This window comes from Emticicia sp. 21SJ11W-3 (assembly GCF_024138715.1).
GTDB classification, from domain to species: domain Bacteria; phylum Bacteroidota; class Bacteroidia; order Cytophagales; family Spirosomataceae; genus Emticicia; species Emticicia fluvialis.
On sequence record NZ_CP092074.1, the window covers coordinates 4,322,166 to 4,345,875 of the forward strand.

At 39.3% G+C, this 23,710-nt stretch carries 16 protein-coding genes, 1 tRNA gene and 2 pseudogenes; 12 read left to right on the top strand and 7 right to left on the bottom strand.

Annotation, left to right across the window (positions count from 1 at the left end):
* Positions 1 to 8: 8 nt before the first annotated feature.
* The 3 genes from MB380_RS18315 to MB380_RS18325 all read right to left on the bottom strand — a co-directional run bounded on the left by MB380_RS18315 (position 9) and on the right by MB380_RS18325 (position 3,171).
* Complete coding sequence (locus MB380_RS18315) at positions 9 to 1,358, bottom strand: glutamine synthetase family protein (protein WP_253529564.1); 1,350 nt, start codon at positions 1,356 to 1,358, stop codon at positions 9 to 11.
* A 1-nt stretch (position 1,359) separates the two neighbouring features.
* On the bottom strand, positions 1,360 to 2,565 hold the full coding sequence (locus tag MB380_RS18320) for an acetyl-CoA carboxylase biotin carboxylase subunit family protein (RefSeq protein WP_253529567.1): 1,206 nt from the start codon (positions 2,563 to 2,565) through the stop codon (positions 1,360 to 1,362).
* A 180-nt stretch (positions 2,566 to 2,745) separates the two neighbouring features.
* Entirely contained in the window at positions 2,746 to 3,171 is a 426-nt protein-coding gene (locus tag MB380_RS18325; RefSeq protein WP_101728129.1) for a DUF1573 domain-containing protein, read from the bottom strand.
* Between the two features lie 269 nt (positions 3,172 to 3,440).
* Between MB380_RS18325 and MB380_RS18330 the strand changes: the two genes are divergently transcribed.
* The 7 genes from MB380_RS18330 (at position 3,441) to MB380_RS18360 (ending at position 12,147) form a co-directional block, all read left to right on the top strand.
* Positions 3,441 to 5,858 carry a thiamine pyrophosphate-dependent enzyme gene (locus tag MB380_RS18330; protein WP_253529570.1) on the top strand — a complete coding sequence of 806 codons (2,418 nt, stop codon included), beginning with the start codon at positions 3,441 to 3,443 and terminating at the stop codon, positions 5,856 to 5,858.
* A 556-nt stretch (positions 5,859 to 6,414) separates the two neighbouring features.
* A complete protein-coding gene (locus tag MB380_RS18335; protein WP_253529572.1) occupies positions 6,415 to 8,049 on the top strand; it encodes a glycosyltransferase family 39 protein in 1,635 nt (544 codons plus the stop codon).
* A gap of 7 nt (positions 8,050 to 8,056) precedes the next feature.
* On the top strand, positions 8,057 to 8,431 hold the full coding sequence (locus MB380_RS18340) for a VOC family protein (protein ID WP_253529575.1): 375 nt from the start codon (positions 8,057 to 8,059) through the stop codon (positions 8,429 to 8,431).
* Between the two features lie 99 nt (positions 8,432 to 8,530).
* The gene (locus MB380_RS18345) at positions 8,531 to 9,301 is read left to right on the top strand and encodes a type III pantothenate kinase (protein ID WP_253529591.1); all 771 of its coding nucleotides are present in this window, start codon (positions 8,531 to 8,533) and stop codon (positions 9,299 to 9,301) included.
* A gap of 40 nt (positions 9,302 to 9,341) precedes the next feature.
* Positions 9,342 to 10,193 carry a carboxylating nicotinate-nucleotide diphosphorylase gene (gene nadC, locus MB380_RS18350; RefSeq protein WP_253529594.1) on the top strand — a complete coding sequence of 284 codons (852 nt, stop codon included), beginning with the start codon at positions 9,342 to 9,344 and terminating at the stop codon, positions 10,191 to 10,193.
* Between the two features lie 240 nt (positions 10,194 to 10,433).
* Positions 10,434 to 12,023, top strand: coding sequence for an FAD-dependent oxidoreductase (locus MB380_RS18355; RefSeq protein ID WP_409014713.1), 1,590 nt, complete (start codon positions 10,434 to 10,436; stop codon positions 12,021 to 12,023).
* Positions 12,024 to 12,073: 50 nt separating this feature from the next.
* Positions 12,074 to 12,147, top strand: a tRNA-Pro gene (locus MB380_RS18360).
* A 574-nt stretch (positions 12,148 to 12,721) separates the two neighbouring features.
* Here MB380_RS18360 and MB380_RS18365 read toward each other — a convergent pair.
* Both MB380_RS18365 and MB380_RS18370 read right to left on the bottom strand, forming a co-directional pair.
* Positions 12,722 to 13,663, bottom strand: a pseudogene (locus MB380_RS18365) (recombinase family protein); the annotation flags it as partial.
* A gap of 48 nt (positions 13,664 to 13,711) precedes the next feature.
* Positions 13,712 to 13,855 (bottom strand): hypothetical protein, encoded by a 144-nt coding sequence (locus tag MB380_RS18370; RefSeq protein WP_158238006.1) that lies wholly within the window; start codon positions 13,853 to 13,855, stop codon positions 13,712 to 13,714.
* A 239-nt stretch (positions 13,856 to 14,094) separates the two neighbouring features.
* Between MB380_RS18370 and MB380_RS18375 the strand changes: the two genes are divergently transcribed.
* Positions 14,095 to 14,805, top strand: coding sequence for a hypothetical protein (locus tag MB380_RS18375; RefSeq protein ID WP_253529600.1), 711 nt, complete (start codon positions 14,095 to 14,097; stop codon positions 14,803 to 14,805).
* A 344-nt stretch (positions 14,806 to 15,149) separates the two neighbouring features.
* On the opposite strand, the gene MB380_RS18380 is transcribed toward MB380_RS18375, so the two are convergent.
* Complete coding sequence (locus MB380_RS18380) at positions 15,150 to 16,499, bottom strand: ATP-binding protein (RefSeq protein ID WP_253529603.1); 1,350 nt, start codon at positions 16,497 to 16,499, stop codon at positions 15,150 to 15,152.
* Positions 16,500 to 17,082: 583 nt separating this feature from the next.
* Here MB380_RS18380 and MB380_RS18385 point away from each other — a divergent pair.
* From MB380_RS18385 to MB380_RS18400, 4 genes and pseudogenes are all read left to right on the top strand, one after another.
* Complete coding sequence (locus MB380_RS18385) at positions 17,083 to 18,129, top strand: hypothetical protein (protein WP_253529606.1); 1,047 nt, start codon at positions 17,083 to 17,085, stop codon at positions 18,127 to 18,129.
* Between the two features lies 1 nt (position 18,130).
* A complete protein-coding gene (locus tag MB380_RS18390) occupies positions 18,131 to 19,375 on the top strand; it encodes an IucA/IucC family protein (protein WP_253529608.1) in 1,245 nt (414 codons plus the stop codon).
* Positions 19,376 to 19,421: 46 nt separating this feature from the next.
* Positions 19,422 to 20,372 (top strand): ROK family protein, encoded by a 951-nt coding sequence (locus tag MB380_RS18395; protein WP_253529611.1) that lies wholly within the window; start codon positions 19,422 to 19,424, stop codon positions 20,370 to 20,372.
* A gap of 141 nt (positions 20,373 to 20,513) precedes the next feature.
* Positions 20,514 to 21,677, top strand: a pseudogene (locus MB380_RS18400) (IS256 family transposase).
* 671 nt (positions 21,678 to 22,348) lie between these two features.
* Here the strand turns inward: MB380_RS18400 and MB380_RS18405 are convergent.
* On the bottom strand, positions 22,349 to 23,680 hold the full coding sequence (locus MB380_RS18405; protein WP_253529613.1) for a transposase: 1,332 nt from the start codon (positions 23,678 to 23,680) through the stop codon (positions 22,349 to 22,351).
* Positions 23,681 to 23,710: the final 30 nt, after the last annotated feature.

Genomic DNA, 23,710 nt, shown 5'->3' on the forward strand with positions numbered 1-23,710 from the left:
GTGGCTAGTTATACAATCTCAAAATATCTTTTTAATTCCCAATCTGTAACCACTTTGGCATATTGCCGCCACTCCCAGTTTCGGGTTTGCGTAAAATGGGCTACAAATTTTTCACCGAACAGCTCTTTCGCTATGGCAGAGTCCTTCATGGCTTTGGTGGCCTCGTCCAGATTCCCGGGCAATATACCGTTGCTGATATCGCGATAACCATTACCCAATGTAGCGGGCTGGTTTAGTTTCATTTGGTTACGAATGCCATACAAGCCGGCAGCCAGACAAGCCGCCAGCGCCAGATAAGGGTTGGTATCAGACCCTACCACCCGTGTTTCTATCCTGCATGATTTCTTACTGATAGGCAACGCCCTTAAAGCCACCGTGCGGTTATCAACCGCCCATGTAAGGGTGGTTGGCGCCCATGCGCCCTCTACCAGCCTCTTATAACTGTTAATGGTAGGCGCTACCATCGGCAATATATGTGGCAGGCAATATAACTGCCCGGCCATATAACTCTGCATCAATTCGCTGATACGATTCGGGGAGGTCTCATCATAAAAAAGATTGGTTTTGGCTTCTGTATCCCAAAGGCTTTGGTGTACATGGCCACTACAGCCCGGCAGGTTTTCATTGATTTTGGCCATGAATGTTGCCATAATACCCTGCTGGTAAGCTATTTCTTTTACCGACGTTTTAAAGAGCAGCGCCCTGTCGGCCGCTGTCAGTACATCAGAATAAGTAATGGCAGCTTCATAAACCCCTGGGCCGGTCTCGGTATGCAGCCCCTCAAGAGGCACATCAAAACGGGCCAGGTTATCAAACAAAGCCGTCATGTAATCGTTCTTAAGGGTGCTTCTTAAAATTGAATATCCGAACATCCCCGGTGTGAGAGGCTTCAGATTCTGGAATCCCTTCTCATGTGCCGATACCGGTGTTTCTTCAAAATTAAACCATTCAAACTCCTGAGAAAAAAATGGCTTGAACCCCTCCTTCTCGGTCTCTGCAATTACTTTTTTCAATAAATTCCGCGGACATATCTCTGCGGCTTCTTCTATAAACTCTCCAAGAAAAAACGGAATATCGTTTTCCCAGGGAATCTTTCTGAACGTAGATAAATCAAGCTTCACTTTGGCATCGGGGTAGCCTGAATGCCAACCTGTAAAATCAACATTATCATAACAAACATCGGCCATGTCCCAGCCCAGCACTACATCACAAAAGCCAAGGTCTCCATCAATTACTGACAGAAACTTCTGTTTGCTAATGTATTTACCTCTTAAAATGCCATCAATATCGGCAACAGCCAGTTTTACTCTTCCTGATGGGTGTGAATTTACGTAATCAAAAATCTCTTGTGTAGTCATATTAGTGTATAGGTTTGTCAGGTGCGGGTGCCGAGGCATGATAGCCCAGGTTATGAATCATTAAAGCATATTTATCCATCAGTTCTGTAATCCGTTCACGGTTTTCAGAGCGTACAATTAATCCTACATGGTACTCTTCGTTCATTTTCCATACCACTTCCGGGTCATTAAATGGGGAATAATCAGGCCATTGGTGCGACGAAAGTGATATAATAATACCCGAATAATAGTCATCTACGGCCGGTAATTCGTAAACACCTCCGGTGGCCACGGCTGTTTCTATTCTGGCCCACTCGCGCCACAGGTTAATACCAGACGAGTACTCAACCATTTCGGCAAGGTTGGCGCCTCCTACCCTTGAGGCCGTTTCCAGAAAATAGAATTTGCCATCTTCAAAGCACTTGATTACCTCTGTATGAGACGCGCTGAATTTCATACCAAAGGCTTTCATTACCTGCTCGTTCACTTTCTTTAAGGCCTTCTCGTCTTTAGAACCATGCGTTACTGTTACCGAGCGGAAAATCCCTCCGCCATGTGCTACCTCAAAGGGAGTATTGAGGTACTGGCTGCACCTGCTGAAAATAACTTTACCATCAACCGAAAGCGCATCTACATGATATACGTCGCCGGGCTTGAATTGCTCTATCAGAAAATTATGTCTTTCTTCACCGAGGCTATGAATGGTGTCCCAGGCTTCCTGAAACGAATGCACTTTTTTTATACCGGCGGCCGACGCCTCTGAGCGTGGTTTGATAACCCATGGGGCTGCCGTAGCCTGCAGGTATTCGGTTATATCAACATCATGAAAAAGCGGACTGAATGGCGGCACATTAATACCACAATTTAGGGCCTGTATGCGCATAGCCAGTTTATCTCTGAAGTAACGGGCGGTGGTTTGCCCCATGCCGGGTATCCTGAAATGCTCACGTGCCAGCGCGGCCTTTTCCACATCAAAGTCGTCGAGCGCAACAATGCGGTCAATTTTTTTGGTTCGCATCAGGTAAGCCAGCCCCTGAATAATCTTGCTGTAAGTATCAAAAGTATTGTCAATGTTATCAAGGTAAAAAACCTCATCTATCGACTCCCCGGGCCAGGGTTTGTCTTCCAGCTTTTTGTTGGTAAGCAGATAAACGGTATTACCCTCGGCCTTACATGACTTCAGAAACTCTACACCCTTAAAGTAAGTGCAAATGCAAAGAAAATTCATAGGGAAGACAATCAGTTTAATTTTCGGTAATTGAATGGAATTCGATATTCGAAATTTTTTTCCACTTTGACAAGCCCCGCAACGCTAAATCTGAAAATTTGTACTCCGGAGCCTGTAAATGCAAAGAAGCCATCTGCTTTAAAAGGCAGATGGCTTCTTTAATTGTATTAAGCGCAACAATTACACTTTTTTCTTTCCTTTTGCTGAAGAGGCAGGAGCAGCAGCCGGAGATGCCGGTGCAGTTACTTCGCCTTTAATGGTAAGAATCACCGTTCCGTTTTCAGCATTGCTGGTAACATTGATGGTTTTTGTGAAAGCCCCCGGGCGACCAGAGGTATTATAACCTACTTTAATTGTGCTTTTTGCACCTGGCATAATTGGGTCTCTTGGCCACTCAGGTGTAGTACAACCGCAAGACGCCGCCGCGTTAGAGATTACCACCGGGGCATTACCTGTGTTGGTTACTTCAAAGCTGTAAGTAGCCAATGGGCCCTCTGAAACTTTACCGAAGTCGTGAACTTCTTTATTGAATTTCAATACGCCCTGTGCCTGCACAGAAGCTACAAATGCCATAACCACTGCAATTGTCGATAAGAATTTTTTCATTCGATTTAAACGATTAAAAGTGAGAAATAAATTTTGTGTTATTAGTAACGCTTAGTTTCGTCTTACAAATAAATACTAAACGCATCAGAAAATCCAAATTTTTAACAAGTCATTAACAAAACTCTTTTTTTGAAAAATGCAATATTTTATCTTAACTTTACAACATGATTAGTTAGTATGACAACTAATTTCAGCCTTGGCAGTTGAGTCAGACATAAAATTTTTTTTGTATGGAATGTTTCCCATATTAACCATTCAAAATTCACAGCATGACTGAAATATCAGATCTAATAACCTCAACAGATGTTCTCTTAACAAAAGAAGAAGTATTAAATGATTACCGCATTGCCTGCGAAAGCCGCGAAGTAAGTATAATTGGCCGGAAAGATGTATTTATGGGCCGGGCCAATTTTGGTGTGTTTGGTGATGGGAAAGAACTTGCGCAGCTAGCCATGGCGAAGGTGTTCAGAAAAGGAGATTTCCGTTCGGGTTATTACCGTGACCAGACATTTCTGGCTGCTGTAGGCGGGCTTACCTGGCAACAGTTCTTTGCGCAGTTATATGCGCACCCCGACATCAACCATGACCCGTTTTCGGCAGGGCGCTCAATGAACGCCCATTACGGCAACCGCTGGATAGATAAAAACGGCGACTGGCTTAACCAGACAGAGTTGTACAATACTGTTAGCGATGTTTCTTCTACTGCCGGGCAAATGCCCCGGGCTGTAGGGCTGGCTTATGCCTCAAAATTATACAGACAAAATCCTGATTTAAAATATCTTACCAAGTTTTCACGCAATGGAAACGAGGTTTGCTTTGCCACCATCGGAGATGCCTCAACCTCGCAGGGCATGTTCTTAGAATCTATTAATGCCGCCGGTGTACTGCAGATACCCATCATTTTTTCAGTATGGGACGATGGCTACGGCATTTCGGTACCTATAGAATACCAGACAACCAAATCAAGTATATCAGAGGCGCTGGCGGGGTTTCAACGCAAAGACGGCAGCAATGGTATTGAAATAATTGTTGCCCGTGCCTGGAATTACCCCGAACTGATTGAGGCCTACCAGCGGGCAGCCGTATTTGCCCGCGACGAACACGTACCCGTTCTGGTGCATGTAATAGAAGTAACGCAGCAGCTGGGTCACTCCACGTCAGGGTCGCATGAGAGGTACAAATCAAGAGACAGGCTCGATTTTGAAAAAGAGTTTGATTGTAACTTTCACCTGAGAGAATGGATTTTGTCTAACGGTTTTGCTTCTGAAAAAGAAATTGATGCCATTGAGATAAAAGCGAAAGATGTTGCCAAGAAATCGCGCAATGCAGCATGGGCAGCCTACCGCGAGTCTATTAAGCCTGATTTAGATTCAGCAATTGCTTTACTAAAAAAGGCTACGATAGAAAGTAAGCAATCGGCAGCCATAGCCAAACTGAGAGAAGAACTGGAGCATACCGAAAATCCGGTGCGCAGAGAAATCATTAGTCTGGTTAAAAAGGCAGTGATTCTGATGCGTTCGGAAGAAAATACTGCTAAAAAAGCCCTGATTGACTGGCTGAAGACAGCCATGGCAGAAAACAAAGAAAGATTCAACACCCATTTACTAAGTGAGTTTCCTACTTCGCCAATGCTGGTAAAAGGCGTAGCTCCGAAGTATGACGAAAGAAGTACTAATGTAGACGGCCGCGAGATAGTGAATGCCTATTTTGACCAGTTATTCAGCCGGGATGCCCGCGTATTTGCCATTGGAGAAGACGTAGGCAAAATTGGCGACGTAAACCAGGGCTTTGCCGGTTTACAGGAAAAATACGGTGAAATAAGAATAACAGATACGGGTATCAGAGAAACCACCATTATTGGGCAGGGTATTGGTGCAGCCATGCGCGGACTAAGACCCATCGTAGAAATTCAGTATTTCGACTACATCTACTACGCTCTGGCAACGCTTACCGACGACCTGGCCTCACTTCGTTACCGCACAGCCGGCGGCCAATTGGCGCCATTAATTGTACGCACGCGCGGGCACCGACTTGAAGGCATCTGGCATTCAGGGTCTCCTATGTCGGCCATGCTGGGCTCCCTACGTGGGGTTCATGTGCTGGTGCCGCGCAATTATGTTCAGGCAGCCGGTTTCTATAACACAATTCTGAAAGGCGATGACCCGGCCTTAATAATTGAATGCCTCAATGGCTACCGTATAAAAGAAAAAATGCCTACCAACCTTTCGGAGATCTGTACACCACTGGGTGTGCCTGAAATTCTGAAAGCCGGCCACGATTTAACCATTGTTACCTATGGCTCTATGTGCCGCATTGTAATGGAGGCAGCCTATCAGTTAGAACAGGCAGGTATTTTTGTAGAAGTAATTGATGTGCAATCGTTATTGCCGTTTGACGTGCATCATATAATTCTTGACTCAATAAAGAAGACAAACCGTGTAATTTTTGCCGATGAAGACGTACCCGGTGGAGCATCGGCGTTTATGATGCAACAGGTGCTTGACGAACAACAGGCTTATAAATACCTGGATTCGGCGCCAAAGGCGATTTCTGCACAGGCTCACAGACCGGCCTACGCCGCTGACGGAGATTATTTCTCAAAACCGAATGCTGAAACTATATTTGAGGCCGTGTATGATCTGATGCGTGAAGCCCGCCCGAAGGATTTTCCTGAATTATATAAATAAACGATATCAATCTGAATAATCAAGAACGCAGGCTTTCAGCTTGCGTTTTTTTGTTTACCCCCTAAAAAAGGCAAAGGGGGCAGAAACTGTCCCCCGATGAACCCAAAACAACTTTTGCTGTGACTAAAAAAGATTTTTTTTACTAAGTGTACGATTCGCAAAAATCGACTTTATATAATTCACTTATTAAATTCTAAACAATTAAACCGAAATATTATCCCTTAACTCCTCGTCCCTTAAAACAATTTTTTATTTCGACCAGCAAAGTTAGAAAAATTTTTACTAACTCATGCAAATATCTGAATAAAAAATAAAAATCGTCCCGAATAATCGACAAAATGCATAAAAATCCGGTTAGATGACCTCTAGCGTTCTATAAACTGCAAACCGCTGTTTTCTCAGGCGGCATACCGGTTATGTTTAGTTTTGCCAATATAAAACGTTAAATGCATTTTTTTTGTATGCACCTCATGTTTTTTTATTAGTCTACACAAGTAAGGCATAACTTCGGTGTTTTTAATTTTATTTTTACCTTTGACAAAAAATGCCAAGCTGAATGAGTTTTCAGATACAACAAAAATATTATCCACTTATAATTTTAGCTCTTGGAGCCGCGTTTTTCTTTCCTTTTTTAGGTAATGTGCACCTATTTGACTGGGACGAGATTAATTTTGCCGAATCGGCCAGAGAAATGCTTCTTACGGGCAACTACAGCAAGGTACAAATTGATTATAAACCTTTCTGGGAGAAACCCCCGCTTTTTTTCTGGATGCAGGTGGTTTCTATGAAAATATGGGGAGTAAACGAATTCGCTGCCCGTTTCCCTAATGCAGTTATTGGCTGCGCTACCCTGCTGGTTATTTATTACATTGGCAAAAACATCAGAAATGCCAATTTCGGATTAATCTGGACGCTTATCTACCTGGGTTCTTTTACACCGCATTTATATTTCAAATCTGGTATTATTGACCCCACCTTTAACCTGTTTATTTTTCTGGGTATATACTTTTCTTTTAAGGCGCAGTTTAATTCACGGCAAATATTTCTTTCGGGCCTCTTTATTGGTTTGGCGGTTCTTACCAAAGGCCCGGTTGGGGGGCTTATCTGGGGCTTAACGGTGGTGTGCTATTGGGGATTTATAAAAAAATTCTCTAAGCTTTTTACATTTAAGCAACTGCTAATTTTTGCAATAACCTGTATCGCTGTTGCTTCTTTATGGTTTGCACAAGAGCTGGTTACCAATGGGTTCTGGTTCTTTGAAGAATTTATCCGTTATCAGATTCGCCTTTTCAGCACGCCTGATGCAGGCCACGGGCAACCTTTTTACTACCATTTTGTGGTAGTGCTGCTGGGTTGTTTTCCTATTTCTGTTTTTGCTATTCCGGCGCTGGCATCCAGACAAGAGTATTTCGGAACCTGGATGAAAGTTACATTCTGGGTGGTAATGATTCTTTTCAGTGTGGTTACAACCAAAATAGTCCATTATTCTTCAATGGCTTATTTCCCGGTTTCTTATCTGGCTGCCAATACCTTGTACAACTGGCTTGCCCACAAAAAGAACTGGAATAAATGGGTAAAATTCGGCTTGATATTCATTGGTTTTGTGTTATCGCTGGCCTTGGTGGCTGTGCCGCTTATTGGCATGAACACCGCAGCCATTACACCATATATAAAAGACCAGTTTGCAGTCAGAAATTTTAATGCAGTGGTTGCATGGAGTGGCTTTGAAGTGTTCATTGGTATTGCTTATTTTATTGTTCTTCTGGTGCTGGTTTTCATGAACAAAGCTACCATTCAGCGTAAATGGTTGTTTATTACAGGCCTGAGCCTGTCTACAGCTTTATGCCTGCTCATTTACGGCGCAACAGTGGTGCCTAAAATTGAAAGATTCACACAGGGTGCAGCGATAGACTTCTACCAGTCGAAACAGGGGCAGAATGTTTACGTGGGTGTGATAGGTTTTAAAAGCTATGCCCATTTGTTTTATTTTCAGAAAAAACCCAATAGCGCACCTGCTTCTACTGCCAATATGACTCAGGAAGAATTTGGCAACTGGTTGTTAAACGGCAAGGTAGATAAGCCTGTATTTTTTGTAACCCGCATTGACCGGTACGATGAATTTAAGGAGCATCCGAATCTGGAATATATCAAAGAAGAAAACGGTTTTGTGTTTCTGAAACGTAAAAATTGATAGACCTATGAATCTCAATCAGTTAACCATACGTGTAAGTAACCTTGAGCAATCTTTAGCTTTTTATGAGCTTCTGGGGCTGAGACTTATAGTAAAAGATACACATTATGCCCGCTTTGAATGTCCAACCGGAGACACCACTTTCTCTATCCATCAGGAAGGCATCACCTCCAAAGACCCTGGCGTCTGGATTTACTTTGAAGTGGACGACGTTGACGACAAGATAAGCGAACTGATACGCAAAGGCATCAGTATTGAACAGATTCCGGAAGATAAACCCTGGCTGTGGAGAGAAGCCCGCCTGCTTGACCCCGACAATAACCAGATAATTATTTACCATGCCGGAGATAATCGTAAAAACCCGCCATGGAGAATTAATTAATGTGGTGAAATTTTAGCTAAGTGCCTGATTTCTTTTGAAAAGTTTGAGAGATTGAAAGGATTTTACAAACTTTGACCTACCAACCTAAAAATTTACCTCTTGAACAACTTATTAGTGATAGATGTCGGGAACACCGATGCTGTTTTCGGAATTTTTGAAGATAAAAAACTACTTCATCAGTTCAGAATCAAATCGCTGAAAGACGAAAACTACGTCTTTTTTGAATATCGCTTCCGGCAATATTTCCTTGAAAACGCCCTGCGTTTTGCTGACATCAAAAAAGTGGTGCTTAGCAGTGTGGTGCCTCCCCTTACCCCTATCTTCAAACTTCTGGTAAACAATATGTTTGGCCTGGAGCCCATTGTTGTTAATGCGTATATCTTTCCATCGTTAGAAATTTCAATCGACAACCCCAACGAGATAGGGAGCGACCTCGTAGCCAATGCCGTAGCAGCTTACACCAAGTATAAAAGAAATTGTGTAATAGTTGATTTTGGTACCGCGCTTACATTCACCGTTGTTTCAGCCAAAGGCAAAGTTCTGGGGGTTTCTATAGCGCCGGGTTTAAGAACATCAGTAAAGGCGCTTTTTTCAAATACAGCTCAGCTACCCGATGTTCCGCTGGAGCTGCCTCAATCTGTTATTGGTAAAAATACAGTTCATGCCATTCAGGCGGGTATCTTATGGGGATACGAAGGCCTGGTAAGAAACATGATTCATAAAATAAGAGCCGAACTGAACGGCGACTGCATAGCCATTGCCACAGGAGGGCTTTCTTCTATTATATCTACCCTGCACGGAGAGTTTGTGGAAGTAAACCGTGAGCTGACACTTGAAGGATTAAGAATAATAGGCGAGGCAAATGCCTGAATAAACTGACTGGATTAAACACCCTAAAGGGTTAAAAAATATGGAGTTAAACAAAGACACAATTAAGCAATTTATTGCAACCGCGCTGGCAGAAGATGTAGGTGATGGCGACCACACCTCACTTTCTACCATTCCGGCAGATGCTTTCGGAAAAGCAAAATTGCTGGTAAAAGATGAGGGCATTCTGGCCGGGGTAGAACTGGCAAAAATGATTTTTGAAGCAGTAGATAAAAACTTGCAGGTAGAGGTGCTGATGAACGACGGCCAGCCTGTTCAATATGGAGATATCGCATTTTACGTAACCGGCAAAGACCGTTCTATATTAACAGCCGAGCGGCTGGTGCTCAACTGTATGCAGCGCATGAGCGGCATAGCCACTACCACGCATCAGGTGATAAGCCTTTTAGAAGGCACCCAAACGAAAGTGCTGGACACCCGCAAAACAACGCCGGGATTCAGGATGATGGAAAAATGGGGCGTACAGATTGGCGGAGGGGTAAACCATCGTTTCGGGCTCTTTGATATGATTCTGATAAAAGATAATCATGTAGACTATGCAGGAGGAATAAAAAACGCTTTGGATGCAGCACATAATTATCTGAAAACCACCGGAAAAAACCTGCCAATAGAAATTGAAGTGAGAAACCTGGAAGAATTGCAGCAGGTACTCGATATTGGCGGTGTAGTGCGCATTATGGCAGATAACTTTAGCTTCGATAAAATAAAAGAAGCCATTAAAATGGTGGCCGGGCGCTACCCCATTGAGGCGTCAGGAGGCATTACCCCTGCCAACGTAAGACAATTTGCCGAATGTGGTGTTGACTACGTATCGCTGGGTTACCTTACCCACTCAGCCAGAAGCCTCGACCTAAGCCTGAAGGCAGTGAAATAATCAGATGATACCGTTCAATTACAAGCTTTATACAAAACCCATTGTATAAAGCTTTTTTTGTCTCAATACCCCCATAAGTTTTATGTGAGTTCAGATTTTATTTAATAAATTACAGATTCTTTAACCAACGCTGGTCTTTTTTTAAAAACCTATGTAACCTTTATGAAAAAAACTTCACTCTTTTTATGGCTCATTACAGCCGTTACTATATTGCCCGGTTACCATCCGCCCAAAAGCACAATGGCCCGTACCTATAAAGCTGATGTTATTATATATGGTGGTACATCGGCTGCTATTATTGCGGCCGTTCAGGTTAAAAAAATGGGCAAGTCGGTTATAGTGGTTTCACCGGACATACATCTGGGAGGCCTTTCCTCAGGTGGGCTTGGATTTACCGACACCGGCAACAAAGAGGTAATAGGCGGCGTATCACGCGAGTTCTACCAACGTCTTTATAACCATTATCAGAAGCAGGAATCATGGCAATGGCAAAAGAGAGAAGAGTACGGCAATAAAGGCCAGGGCACCCCGGCATTAGATGGCAGCAACCGTACCATGTGGATATTTGAACCACACGCAGCAGAACAGGTATTTGAAGACTTTGCCAGTGAATATAAACTTACTATCTACCGCGATGAGTGGTTGGACCGTTCAAAAACCGGAGTTGTAAAAAAGGGTCTCAATATAAGCGCATTCCGCACATTAAGCGGCCACGTATATGAAGGCAAAATGTTTATTGATGCTACCTATGAAGGCGACCTGATGGCTGCAGCTGGTGTCTCCTATCATGTAGGGCGTGAGGCCAACAATGTTTATAACGAAAAATGGAACGGAGTGCAAGCCGGTGTCTTTCAGCATGGCCACCACTTTAAAAGCAAAATCAGCCCTTACAAAATAGCAGGTGACCCCGCAAGCGGTTTATTACCCGAAGTTTCTACTGACATACCGGGGCCGAATGGTTCGGGCGATAACAAGATTCAGGCTTACTGTTTCAGAATGTGCCTGAGCAACCACCCAGATAACCGCATACCTTTTGCTAAGCCGGAAGGCTACGACCCCGCGCGATATGAACTGCTAGCCAGGGTATTTGCTTCGGGCTGGAGAGAGACTTTCGACAAATATGACCCGATTCCGAACCGCAAAACCGATACCAACAATCATGGGCCGTTCAGTACCGACTACATCGGCAAAAACTATGATTACCCTGATGCCAGCTACGAACGCCGCCGGGAAATTATCAAAGAACATGAACTGTATCAGAAAGGTCTGATGTATTTCCTGCAGAACGACCCCAGTATTCCGGCCGATGTACAAGTAAAAATGAAACAATGGGGCTTACCCAAAGACGAATTTAAAGACAACGGTGGCTGGCCGCATCAGCTTTACATACGCGAGGCACGACGAATGATAGGAGAATACGTAATGACAGAAACAGACGCTTTAGGAAAAAACCATGTACCCAATTCAGTAGGAATGGGCTCTTATGCTCTCGACTCGCATAATATCCAACGCTACGTGAAAGAAGACGGTTATGTACAAAACGAAGGAGACATAGGCGTGCACCCAGACCGACCCTATTCAATTGCTTATGGATCTATATTGCCCAAAGCCACCGAGTGTACTAATTTGTTAGTACCGGTTTGTGTTTCAAGCTCACATATTGCTTACGGTTCTATCAGAATGGAGCCAGTGTTTATGATTCTGGGGCAATCGGCAGCAACAGCGGCGGTGTTATCTATCAATAATAAAATGACCCCACAGGCCCTACCCTATGCCACATTGCAGGCGCAATTATTAAAAGACAAGCAACGATTAGAATATACAAAATAGACTTTTGGAAGAAAGACGAATTTAAGTTACTTTTGCACTCTCCACCAATTCGGGATGTAGCACAGCCTGGTAGTGTGCACGTCTGGGGGGCGTGAGGTCGCAGGTTCGAATCCTGTCATCCCGACTTTACAGGACAAGTCAAATTTATTTTTGATTTGTCCTTTTTTATTTCCACCTAAATCACTGTCTATCAGGTAAATAAGGCTGACAGCCTCATTTATTCTATTAGTTCGAAGTGAATTATTTTCAAAATGCAATTTTTCAGGAAACATCGAACTAATAACTTGCCGTTTCTTGTCTATATCTGCGGTTTCATAGATATAATCCAGCTTTAAGAGATTGTCAATCCCCCTATCAAGCAGGCCTTTAATACTAATGCCATTTTCAGAAAGTCCACTGAGTTTAGCTTCCAACTTTTCAACTTTACTACTATAGTCAGATTTCATTTCTCTAAAATCTTCTGGTTCAATCTGTTTAGAGGATAATAAGTCTCGGGCATACGATAATTTATCTTCCAGATCTTTAATCTGTTTCAGCAGTTGCCCCTTATCATCTAATAAATGAGCAGTTTGGCTATGCCAGGCTTCTTGCAATACAATCTTGTATAGCTCGGCCATGTCAGGACGTGGGATATACTTTTTCAGTTCGTAAACAAACTGTTGGTTAATCGCATCAGCCCTGTGTCTGAATTTGCAGCCTGCAAAGCAGTGGTAATACGAATAACGCTTGGTAAGACCCTTCGATGCACTTCCGGTTAGTACTTTACCACATTTTGGGCAAATCAAAAATCCTCTGAGGGGCAAAGTCGAGTTTGAAACTACCTTCAGCCTGTATTGGTTTCGTTTCCTGCCATCTAGGACGTCCTGCACCTGATAAAATAAATCTTCCTGTATTAATGGCTGATGCAAGCCTTTGACGAAGCGGCTTTCATCATCCTTGTATTTGGGGATAAATATCTTTCCGCAATAAACCGGGTTTCGAATAGCAAACCAGAAAAGACTCTTAGTTCCTCTAAATCCTTTCGCTTTTGCCATCTTAAACACTTGTTCAGTATTATATACTCCTTTAGCTACTTCCTCAAAAGACCAGCGCAAAATACCTGCTTGCGGTTCATGGATGGCAATGTACTTCCTTCCTGCATCATCAGTCTTGTTGACATAACCAATCGGAGCCAGCCCCATATAACGGCCTTCTTTTCTTGCTCTCCGCATTCCGTGAATAACATTTAATGCCCGCCTGTCATTTTCTACTTCGGGTGCGGCCAGATAAAAGGCCAGCATCATCTTGTTCTCAGGAATAGATAAATCCAACGGCTGTTCTATTGCCTGAGGTTCTACACCCAATTTGCGCAGGATGTTAATCATCTGATAGGCATCTCCGGCATTGCGACTGAACCTGTCCCATTTAAGGAATAAGACCACATCGGCTTTTCCTTTGTGCTTTTTCAGCTCTAACAAATACGCCTTCCATTCCGGGCGTGCAAAGGTCTTTGCAGAATGGTCTTCAAACATTACTCTACGGATGGTAATGTTGTTAATATCGCAATACTTGCGCAACAGTTCTTCCTGGCTACGCTGCGAATAACCTTTATCGGCCTGTTCGTCCGTACTTACCCGTATGTACAAATCAGCTACTTTCATACTTACCTTCAATTAAATTCAATAATCACTTTCCTATGGGATATAACCCTAATGCTTTTTCAGATATTGTGCAATCAGGATATTTGCCAATAAATGTAGGAATTCAAGAACAGCTACAGCCTGTTCTAAGGATATTTCAATTCCTTTTTTGCGCAGTAGTTCCACTGCTTGTTCTGGTTTAAGTTTTTCCATTTTGCACCTCCTCATTTAATCATTCACACAAACCTTCGTGCAGAAGGACATATTTCAGAAAGCTAATATAGTAATTTGTTTTGATATTTCAAATTTTATCATAACTTTTTTACTATCTTTGTGAAGTCTCTGGAGGAAATCTAAAGTACTGCCATCTTGTTTGGGGGAATCTGACGTCCTTTGTTACATAGAAATATGCTGTAGTGTAAGTAAGCTAAAAACGGGCAAATAACGACAAAATGAGTAAAGTATACAAAGTTAGTTACAAAACTTACCTGAACGACCGATTAAAGCAGGTTTATCTACATGGCAAGCTAACCTATCCTTTGTATGTTCAGGTGACCTTTGAGCGCAAGACCATCTTCTTTAAGAGCTATTATTTTGAACTCTTCTCAAAACCTAGGTATTTACTCTCCGCAGCCGGATTAAGTCGTGGCCCCTCTATTGAGGAAATAGCAGCTAAAGAAAATGAGGTTATTGATTTTATCATCAATAAGCATTCAGACAATTTTTCATTAGAACTCTTCAAACAGGAATATGCCTTTTACAGCAAAGATTTGTGTGATATTACAGAGGAAGGCTTTATTGATTATATGTATACCTTCTTTCAAGACAAGGGCATGCCAGCATTTGCTATAATGGTGAGAGAGGGCTGCAAACATTGTATTGCCTATGACGTGGTGCAGGATATGAAAAGGGCATTTACAAAGCCTCTTTATGAGGAACTGGTTGAGAATTCTCTTTATCACTCACCTCCATACCTTCCTTTATTTGGTTTTATGCAGGAGACAAAGCAATGGCCGATGCTTAGCCTCACGGTTATGGAATGGGAAACTAGCAATACGCAAACAGAGTTTACAGCTTATTTGCAAAAACATTATCCTAAAAATGATGCTGGTGAAATAAAAAAGATGGTTGAGAAATGGTTAAAATTTAGTAAAAGCATCTAATCAGATTGTTTCCTGTAGAAATTTAACCCATGCCTCGTGAAGAGTTTTTTGATGGGTCATTCATAAACGAGAATAGATAATTTATTTATCTGGTTTAATCTGAGGAAACTTGATTTTTAAACAAGAATTGTTGAGATTTGCGGACCTTTTTAGTCACAGCAAAAGTTGTTTGGGGTTCATTGGGGGCAGATTTGCTTCCCTTTGCCTTTGAAGTGTGTCAGAGTTAATTGGGTAGAATTATATAAATCTAATTGAAATAATTATATTCTAAAGTCTAAATACTTGATTGAAGAAGTTTCTGATTTTAAATTCATTTTTTTACTAGCAGGTTATTGAAGTACAACTTATTTCAATTTCCAACTGCCGCTTTTTGTAGAGCCTAATCTTTCTATGAGATGGGCATCACGTAGCTTTTTCAATTGATACTCAACCCCTCTAACAGATAATTTTGTCAGTTCTGCAAGTTCTTCTCTTGTTATTGCCGGATTATCCTTAATATAGTTAAGTATCACGGCCGAACTTCCTTTTAAGACTTCTCCCACAGTTTCTCCCACAGTTTCTCCCACAGTTTCTCCCACAGTTTCTGTTTTGGTATAAACGACAACTCTAAAGCCATGTTGGAAATTTTCAAAAACCGGTGGAACTAACCCATAGACAGAAAAGCCTTCCCGAATCCTTTTAATCCCCGAGCCATATTTCTCTATAAACTGAGCTTCTTTAAAGGTGGAGGCTATTTTCTTATTTCTGGCCTGAGAAGAATAATCACCGCTAAGCAATTGCTCAATGGTAATATTTTCGGGGAGGTTTCCAGGGTTAAAAAACTCAATATAATCATCATATATTTTCACTGAAGAATCACCATAATGCATGTAATCTCTGTGCACAATCATATTAATAACGATTTCTCTGATAGCATCCATCGGGTATTGCCACCGCTCTTCTCTTCTAGGATCTCCGGTTATGATATAACTCTTATTAATGTGTTTCCTGATAAAGTCCAAAACCTGTTCTACCTCGCTAAAGAGGTCAGTTCGTATCGTGATGCCGTCTTTGATGCTGGTAGGAGTAGAGAAACGCCCCAACTCAATGGTAGCATGAAATACATCATTCCTGCCAAATAAGAGATACGCAGCATTAGTCACCTGTGAATCTTTGATAAGTTCATACTTGTTCAAAACTGTCAGTGGATCATCTGCAATCACATACTGCCTGCCTTCATTACAATTGGCAATAAACTCATTCACCTTGTCCAGAGAAAGGGCATCAATATTTCGATCCGGAATAACATAGCTATCCCAACTGGTATTAAAAGACCGAAGATGCATATCTGCAATTTCAGATAGGGACAGCTGATGATTTGCATTATTTACTCTCTTTAGGTACCGACCTTTGAAAGCCACCGGCTTTACCGGGAACTCTTTAACAGATAACTCAACAACCTCCACATTATCTGCCACGATAATATCGGCATCGGGTATGATACTGGGCTGAGTTTTATTCTTTACCTCGTTTACCCACTTTTGAATTGTTTCACTTCCAATAACAAACCCTTTGACAGGCCTCCCATTATCAGAGATACCAACCAATACCGTGCCACCTTTTGTGTTTGCAAAAGCACATAATGACTCAATTACCGCATCACTAAAAGAGCTCTTGAACTCTGTATACATATCTTCCTTTATCGCACCAGCCATTTAAAAATAATAGTTTTTTACTTGTCCGAAATCCTCTATTTGCTGAAATTCTACTTACACAAATGTAAAAAAAGTATTCGGTAATCTTAAACGATTCAGAATACTGGACATCTTAATTAACCTTTTATCAAAGGGAGGAAAAACTTTATATCACTGCGCGTCAATGATGGGAAAAAGGTAGAAGTTTAAAGTTGTACCGAAAAATATAAAAACATCACAAACTTTCGTATATTTGATACCGAACAGTAATCATATAAAGATAATAGAGTGACAAGAAAACTTTAAATGTATTCGCTAATGTGTTACAGAGTTTAATATGTAGAAGCACTGTTATTTTAATATACCTATTCTATTACATTAATACTAAAAGTATGCTCAAACTATCTCAAACTCAAATTCCATTATTTGGATACTATAGTTGATTTATAATAACACAATTATTTAGCCAGTTGGAAATTATCATTTAAATCAATGGGTAACCCATTAATTTCAAAACTGACTAGGAATGAATTAAATTGTATAACTAATTGATAATTAAATCACTAAAAAGATATTTAAACTTCAACACTAACATTAAAAATATATGGACAATAGTTTTGACAAATATTTTGGCCGAATTGGTGGAATTGTAACTATAATAAGTACTATTATAACTCCTCAATTATCTATAAGACATCAATTATGGCTTTGGGGATTCTTAATTTCTATTTTTTTGCTTTGGTTAAGTAATTTTTTAGGACGTAAAGCAACAACAAAACGAATTGAAAATAGTGTTGCTAAACAACCTTTTTCTGAAGCACTAATTGATTTTTTTGAACAAAAAAAACTTGAAGGCAAAGATGCAGAGATTATTAGGTGGGGTTTATCGCTAAGTACTCCTTTATGGTTAAGTCAAAAGTATGAAATTAGGAAAAAAATAGGTGAATATATTGAAATTGCAGCGATAAATAGAGATAATTATAGAGCACTAATAAAAGTTCTAGTGGATGATATTGGGTGGACAAGCGTTGAAATGTTACAATATAGTTTTGCTGAAACTAAGCTAAATCAAGGCGTATTCGAGGCTACCAAGCACAGTGATTATGCGTTTCTTGCAAAAGCTTACCGGCATTTGAATGCATCCTCAATTAGACAAAACCTTATTAGCAAGGCTGAAAACTATTTGCAACTATCTCTTGATGCTACGAACCGACTAGATGGTGGAATTGAAAAAGATGAATTAATTGCTGAATACTACTTTGCGAAGGCTACTATAGAATTAAAAAAAGGGATTAATGAGGCGGCTCTTACGAGCATAGAACAAGCTGTAAATCTTTACGAAAAGATAAAAGACAAAGAGTGGCCTTTAAAAATATTAGCTCGTAAAGGTGAGATTTTAATTAACTTGAATAGAGTTGATGAAGCAAAAAAAATTTTTCTAAAAGGAATCAAAATTTCGACAGATTTACAATACAATAGGCAAAAAGTTAAGAACGAAATAGGATTAGGATTGTGTTATTCAACTATAGGTCACAATAAAACAGCACTTGAACACTTAACTAATGCAGAACTTTTAGCCGATAGTATTGGGATGTATTATGAATTAGAATTAATTAAAAGAGAAAAAATAAAATTAAACAATAGGATATAGAATGTTATTAGACGAACTCATATTGCATCCCTACAGATCAAGATATTATCTCGAAAGATATGTTAATGATGGTTCACCAAGTGGTTTCAGTACCATAAATACAACGAAACCCAAAACAAGTCCGTTCGAGCTTAATTCTTGGTTTAATCTTTATATATGTTTTGCTCCAAAAATGATGTTTAGAGAATATGGAAATATTCCTGAAATGAATATAAATGAAATCAATAGTGACGAAAACTGGATATTTGTTCATCCAGATATGTTTGATAATATATTCTTTCTTAATAAGTCATTTAAAATTAAATTAATTGACCAATATAAAGTTGTTCCTACTGCTAGTGGCCGTACTGTACAATTAGTAAATACTATTAATGAAGACTATATTAAATTACACTATAGTGGAATTTTAGGAAGGATTAGTAGAGAGTTACCATTTTTTAAAGCCATAGCAGGCCCAGAAATCTCTAATATTCTAAAAAAAGCAGTTGATGAAAAGTTATTAAATAAATCTTTTTCCTTTTTACCTGAACTAGGAGCAAGAGTTTTAATAAATCCGGATAATATGGAAGAGTGGGGCATGGTTTGGAGAGAAAACAAACCTTACGGCTTGAATGAGGAATTTTCTCATTTCATGTTACCTTCTTTTTCATTGTTTTCAATGGATAGATTAAATATACACCACTTCCCTATTCTAAAGCAAATTATTGATAAATTTAATTATGAACCAGAACAATATGCTTTAGAAAAAATTATTTATCCTTTAATTGAATGCTATTTTAGTGTAGTTATAAATTTAGGATTACAGCCTGAATTAAATTCTCAAAACCTATTGCTTGGTTTCAATAAAGATTTCTCAAAATGTTCTTTTGTCATTAGAGATTTAGAATCTGTAGACAAAGATTTAACATTGATGAGATTAAAAGATATAAAATTTAATTTCTTATCATATCCATACAAATGTATAGAATCAACACAATTTAATTATTCTATTAAGCACAGTTTTATGTATGATTTTAAACTTGGTGAAAGTATACTGGAACCAATAATTAATCTAATAAACCAATATTATAATATAGATAAGCTAAGGTTGCAATTAAAAATAAAAGAGTATTCAAAACAATTCATTAAGCAACTGCCAAAAGACTTTTATCCAAGAAATAAGTGGTATGTATTTGACAAAGTGTTAGTTGACCAAACCAAAATTGATAGACCATACATTGAATGTTCTACACCAAAATTCAGGTAAGATAAAAAAATACTATCTCTGACTTAGATTATAACTTTAAATAATAATGGATTTATTAATGGAGTCAATTTACACTTTCGATATAGGGGGGTCATCTGTCAAGCACTCATTAATTGTGTTTGAAAGCTTCAATAAATACCATATAAATGAATACCCAATTATAAGTATTGAAAACTCGAATTTTAAAAATTTGGAACGCATTATTATAGAAACAATAAAAAATTTCTTAGAAATTAATAATGTAATTACTACAATCGGAATCAGCACTGCAGGAAGTGTTGATGAAAATGGAATCGTTCTAAATTCCGGTTATATTAGCAACTACACTAATATAGATTGGTCTTCAACGATAAAAAGTTTATTTCCAAGAATCAGAAATGTTTTAGTTATGAATGATGGCCGAGCCTCTGCTTGGGCTGAATATTCAGGAAGAAAATTAGATTTAAAAAGTTTAGTTCATTTTGTTATTGGAACAGGAATAGGAGGTGCGACTATAATTAATGGACAATTTTTGAATGGAGAAGATGGGTTTGCAGGATGCTTTGGTCATATCAAGACTGGAGAGAATTATAATATAAAATGTTCTTGTGGGAAATTTGGCTGTTTAGAAACGACATCCTCTAGTAAATCTATGGTTGAAAGATTTAACAATATAAATAATACAAATTTTACACTAAGTGAAATAATCTATAAAGCACAAAAATCTGATATCCGCGCAACCCAAATATTTGAAGAGGGCGGGAAAAATTTGGGGATTATAATTGGATCAATTCTCAATGTTATTAACCCAAAAATAGTTACTATTGGTGGAGGATTAATAGAAGCTTTTATTGATTTTAATTTTGATGTTTTTTTTAAAATCGCATTACAGAAAGCTTTAGAAAATGGGCATCACCGAGTAACTAGCAAAGTTATTATTAAATATGCCCAATACGGCAATAAAGGAGGCATGTTGGGTGTGGCATTAAAATGCCTTGAATCATTTCATTCTAAATAGGTTTCTAGATTTTCTCTTTTATATTAACTTTAGCGAGTATTACATGTATTTCAAAATATTTAAGAACGAGACTGTAAATTAAACTGTGTCAAGGTAAAGATTTAACAAAAATGTTAATTTTACTTTAAACACAGTTTTTTTATGCAAACTACAGAAGAGTTCAATTTTGAAGAGTTCAAAAAAGAGGCTATTAAAGGCATGTATGCAGGTAAAGCTTTAAATGGCGAAAAAGGGATATTCGCACCTTTACTTAAACATTTTTTAGAAACAGCCTTACAAGGTGAGATGGATGCTCATTTAAAGGAATCCAAATCATTAGGAGAGAATAATCGACGTAATGGAAGAACGAGCAAGCGAGTAAAGAGCTTATCTGGCGAATTTGATTTAGAAGGTTCACGTGACCGTGCTGGAACGTTTGAGCCTATGATTCTACCTAAGCGTCAGGTTATTATTACAGAGGAGTTAGAAGATAAAGTTATTGCACTCTATGGTCGTGGCGTATCTACTAGAGACATTACTGAGTACATTAAGGAGATGTACCAGATGGAGATTTCGGCTACTCAATTATCTGCTATTACTGACAAAGTAATTCCTGCCATGAATGAATGGCGTACACGCCCCTTACAATCAGTCTACGCTTTTGTTTATTTAGATTGTATGCATTATAAAGTCAAGGAAAGCGGACGTGTAGTTACACGTGCTATTTAAAACGTTTTAGGCATAGATATAGAGGGAAAGAAGGATTTAATAGGTATGTATATATCTGAAACAGAGGGTTCCAAATTTTGGTTATCAGTTATTACTGACCTTAAAACCAGAGGAGTAGAAGATATTTTAATTGCTTGCATTGATGGGCTAAAAGGCTTCCCTGAAGCTATTGCTACGGTTTTCCCTTTAACTCAAATTCAGACCTGTGTAGTGCATCAAATTCGTAATTCTTTACGCTATATCGCTGAAAAAGAAAAGAAAGAATTTATCTCCGACTTAAAGCCAGTTTATCAAGCGGTTAATAAAGAACAGGGCTTTGAAAATCTGATTAAATTAGATGAAAAATGGCGTAAAAAGTATCCCATACCGATACAATCCTGGTATAATAACTGGGACACTTTATCAACTTTTTTTGACTATGACCAACACATTCGTAAAGTCATTTATACAACTAATACAGTCGAAGGTTTCCATCGCCAAGTTCGGAAAATTACTAAAACTAAGGGCGCTTTTACTTCTGATACTGCTCTGATGAAGTTGATCTATTTAGTAGTTCAAAATATCTCTGAAAAATGGACAATGCCCTTACATAACTAGAGCTTGACACTATCTCAGTTATACATTACCTTTGGAGAAAGATTGAAACTCTATTTAATCAATTAATCTGAAATTGACACAGTTCAATTTACACTCCCTTAAGAACTAGTTCTTAAAAACTACTCCTATCAATAAATGCAATTGATTATAGACTGACTTAAACTGGTGTAAGTACCCCCTTTATCAGACAGCCATTTCTTTAGTTTCTTCTTTTTTCATCAGCATGTTTTTCCGCTCGATTGGAGTCATGTTTTGAAGCGCTTCATGGGGCCTATCGCAGCAGTACATCATTTTTGGAGATAGATTGAAATTCATTAATTTTGAAAAAAAACTCACTTGAAGCTAACCCCAAGTGAGTTGTAAATATCCGTAACACAGTTCAGTTTACACTCCCACATACCCATCAGAAACATCCAATATCATAGCAATCTACGATTGAGGTCTGTTAAGTTCTTTTCACTTTTTCTTAACATTTTCAACGTTAGGCCATCCTTGATAATTGATTCCAAAAGAGACTACATATAGAAAATCCAGTCTGTAAAAGGTTGGATTTTTATTTTAAGGAATTAAGGTCTTTGTTTTGTACAACTTTTAGGGAAGAATTTGGAGATTTTGAGGCCATCGGATTTGTTTGGACAGTTTTCTCCCATGAAACCCTTTTTTGAGAGGTTTTAAGCTGCTAACTTGAGTTCTTTCGGTATTCTTTTGGCCAGTCTGACGGCGTTGGCGGTGAAGATTCCAAAAAAAAGCCACAAATTTTGTGTTTCTGGTGAACGGGCTCTTATCCGCTTTAGCCCATAATGTTCCTTTTCCGTTCCAAATGAACCCTCCAGACGTGTACTTCTTTCCTTATTAAGAATAGCCTTCATTGTCTTTGTATTTTTGTCTTTGAAGACTTTTCCTTTCGATACAAAATTAGTTTGAAGTTTTTTAGAACTGCAAAAACGACGATTAGCGTTGGTAGGATAGATTCTATCGGCAGCTATATGTGTGCATTCGCCAAAGATAATCTTATGTCTAAAGAAGGAAGCTTTAAGTCTTGTACTTTCATTGAAGGCATTGTAGCTGTGATACTCAACAATGTTGATACCGTCTACTTGCATTATGTGGGCTTTAATACCGAACTCGACGGGTTTATTCTCTTTTCCTCTAACAATTGGTCTTATGTGTGGTTGAGATAAACTTACGATTCTATCCTTGACTTTTGTGGTATTGTTTTCAATCAGATAAAGTTGGTGTAAATAGACTTTCTTTACTGTCTTTAGTTTTTGTGTTATTGACGCTGAAAGGTGAATGCCTTTGGTTTGGTTTAAAAGTTTCTGATAGGCACTTATCCCTTTTTCTAATAGATACAACAGCGTTTTTCTTCTCTTTTTGGTGTCTTTAATACTAATTTTTCGTCTTTTTGAAAAAATAGATTGCTTGTTCTTATGTTCTTTGAATTTTGAGCGAGGCATTTTAATCCCTGATAGCTTGCATAATACAGGTATTTGTTGCTCCCAAAGAAAGCAGCAGGACTCCCACAGGAGTTTGACGTCAGTAGGGAAACGCATATGTACTTCATAACACGTAGCGTCCATAAGCATTACATTGGTATTCTCCATTTTCCCCTTCCAGGCATCAATCAATACACGCTGAACTTTCTGCATATCGCATTGTCTGGACAGAAATGTACGAATACGACTCACAAAAGCATTGTCTCTGATCACTTCACCAATTTTCAAACGACATCCACAGAACATTTGATAGGCCCAGTTAGTCTGGAAGGCTGCCAGTAGTTTTTCATCGCTTAAACCCGTATAGTGCTTTAAAAACATCAAGCCAAAGAACCCCTGCCTAGGAAGGTAAGAGAGTGCTCCTGAAGGATTTTTCTTTGGTGGTAGCAGTTGTTCTAGTTCCTGCCAGGGAATTATATCGTAAATCCGGCCAAGTTCCGTGCAATTCTTGAAAAAATGATATTCAGGAAATACTGGGCTATCAAACGAAAATAAAGTACTTTGCATCGTATTTTAGGATGTGAGATACCTTAAAAT

What these genes read in the sequence shown, in the direction of transcription:
- MB380_RS18315 (WP_253529564.1), bottom strand. Translation starts at nt 1,358, where the DNA reads ATGACTACACAAGAGATTTTTGATTACGTAAATTCACACCCATCAGGA.
- MB380_RS18320 (WP_253529567.1), bottom strand. Translation starts at nt 2,565, where the DNA reads ATGAATTTTCTTTGCATTTGCACTTACTTTAAGGGTGTAGAGTTTCTG.
- MB380_RS18325 (WP_101728129.1), bottom strand. Translation starts at nt 3,171, where the DNA reads ATGAAAAAATTCTTATCGACAATTGCAGTGGTTATGGCATTTGTAGCT.
- MB380_RS18330 (WP_253529570.1), top strand. Translation starts at nt 3,441, where the DNA reads ATGACTGAAATATCAGATCTAATAACCTCAACAGATGTTCTCTTAACA.
- MB380_RS18335 (WP_253529572.1), top strand. Translation starts at nt 6,415, where the DNA reads ATGAGTTTTCAGATACAACAAAAATATTATCCACTTATAATTTTAGCT.
- MB380_RS18340 (WP_253529575.1), top strand. Translation starts at nt 8,057, where the DNA reads ATGAATCTCAATCAGTTAACCATACGTGTAAGTAACCTTGAGCAATCT.
- nadC (WP_253529594.1), top strand. Translation starts at nt 9,342, where the DNA reads ATGGAGTTAAACAAAGACACAATTAAGCAATTTATTGCAACCGCGCTG.
- MB380_RS18355 (WP_409014713.1), top strand. Translation starts at nt 10,434, where the DNA reads ATGGCCCGTACCTATAAAGCTGATGTTATTATATATGGTGGTACATCG.
- MB380_RS18370 (WP_158238006.1), bottom strand. Translation starts at nt 13,855, where the DNA reads ATGGAAAAACTTAAACCAGAACAAGCAGTGGAACTACTGCGCAAAAAA.
- MB380_RS18375 (WP_253529600.1), top strand. Translation starts at nt 14,095, where the DNA reads ATGAGTAAAGTATACAAAGTTAGTTACAAAACTTACCTGAACGACCGA.
- MB380_RS18380 (WP_253529603.1), bottom strand. Translation starts at nt 16,499, where the DNA reads ATGGCTGGTGCGATAAAGGAAGATATGTATACAGAGTTCAAGAGCTCT.
- MB380_RS18385 (WP_253529606.1), top strand. Translation starts at nt 17,083, where the DNA reads ATGGACAATAGTTTTGACAAATATTTTGGCCGAATTGGTGGAATTGTA.
- MB380_RS18390 (WP_253529608.1), top strand. Translation starts at nt 18,131, where the DNA reads ATGTTATTAGACGAACTCATATTGCATCCCTACAGATCAAGATATTAT.
- MB380_RS18395 (WP_253529611.1), top strand. Translation starts at nt 19,422, where the DNA reads ATGGATTTATTAATGGAGTCAATTTACACTTTCGATATAGGGGGGTCA.
- MB380_RS18405 (WP_253529613.1), bottom strand. Translation starts at nt 23,680, where the DNA reads ATGCAAAGTACTTTATTTTCGTTTGATAGCCCAGTATTTCCTGAATAT.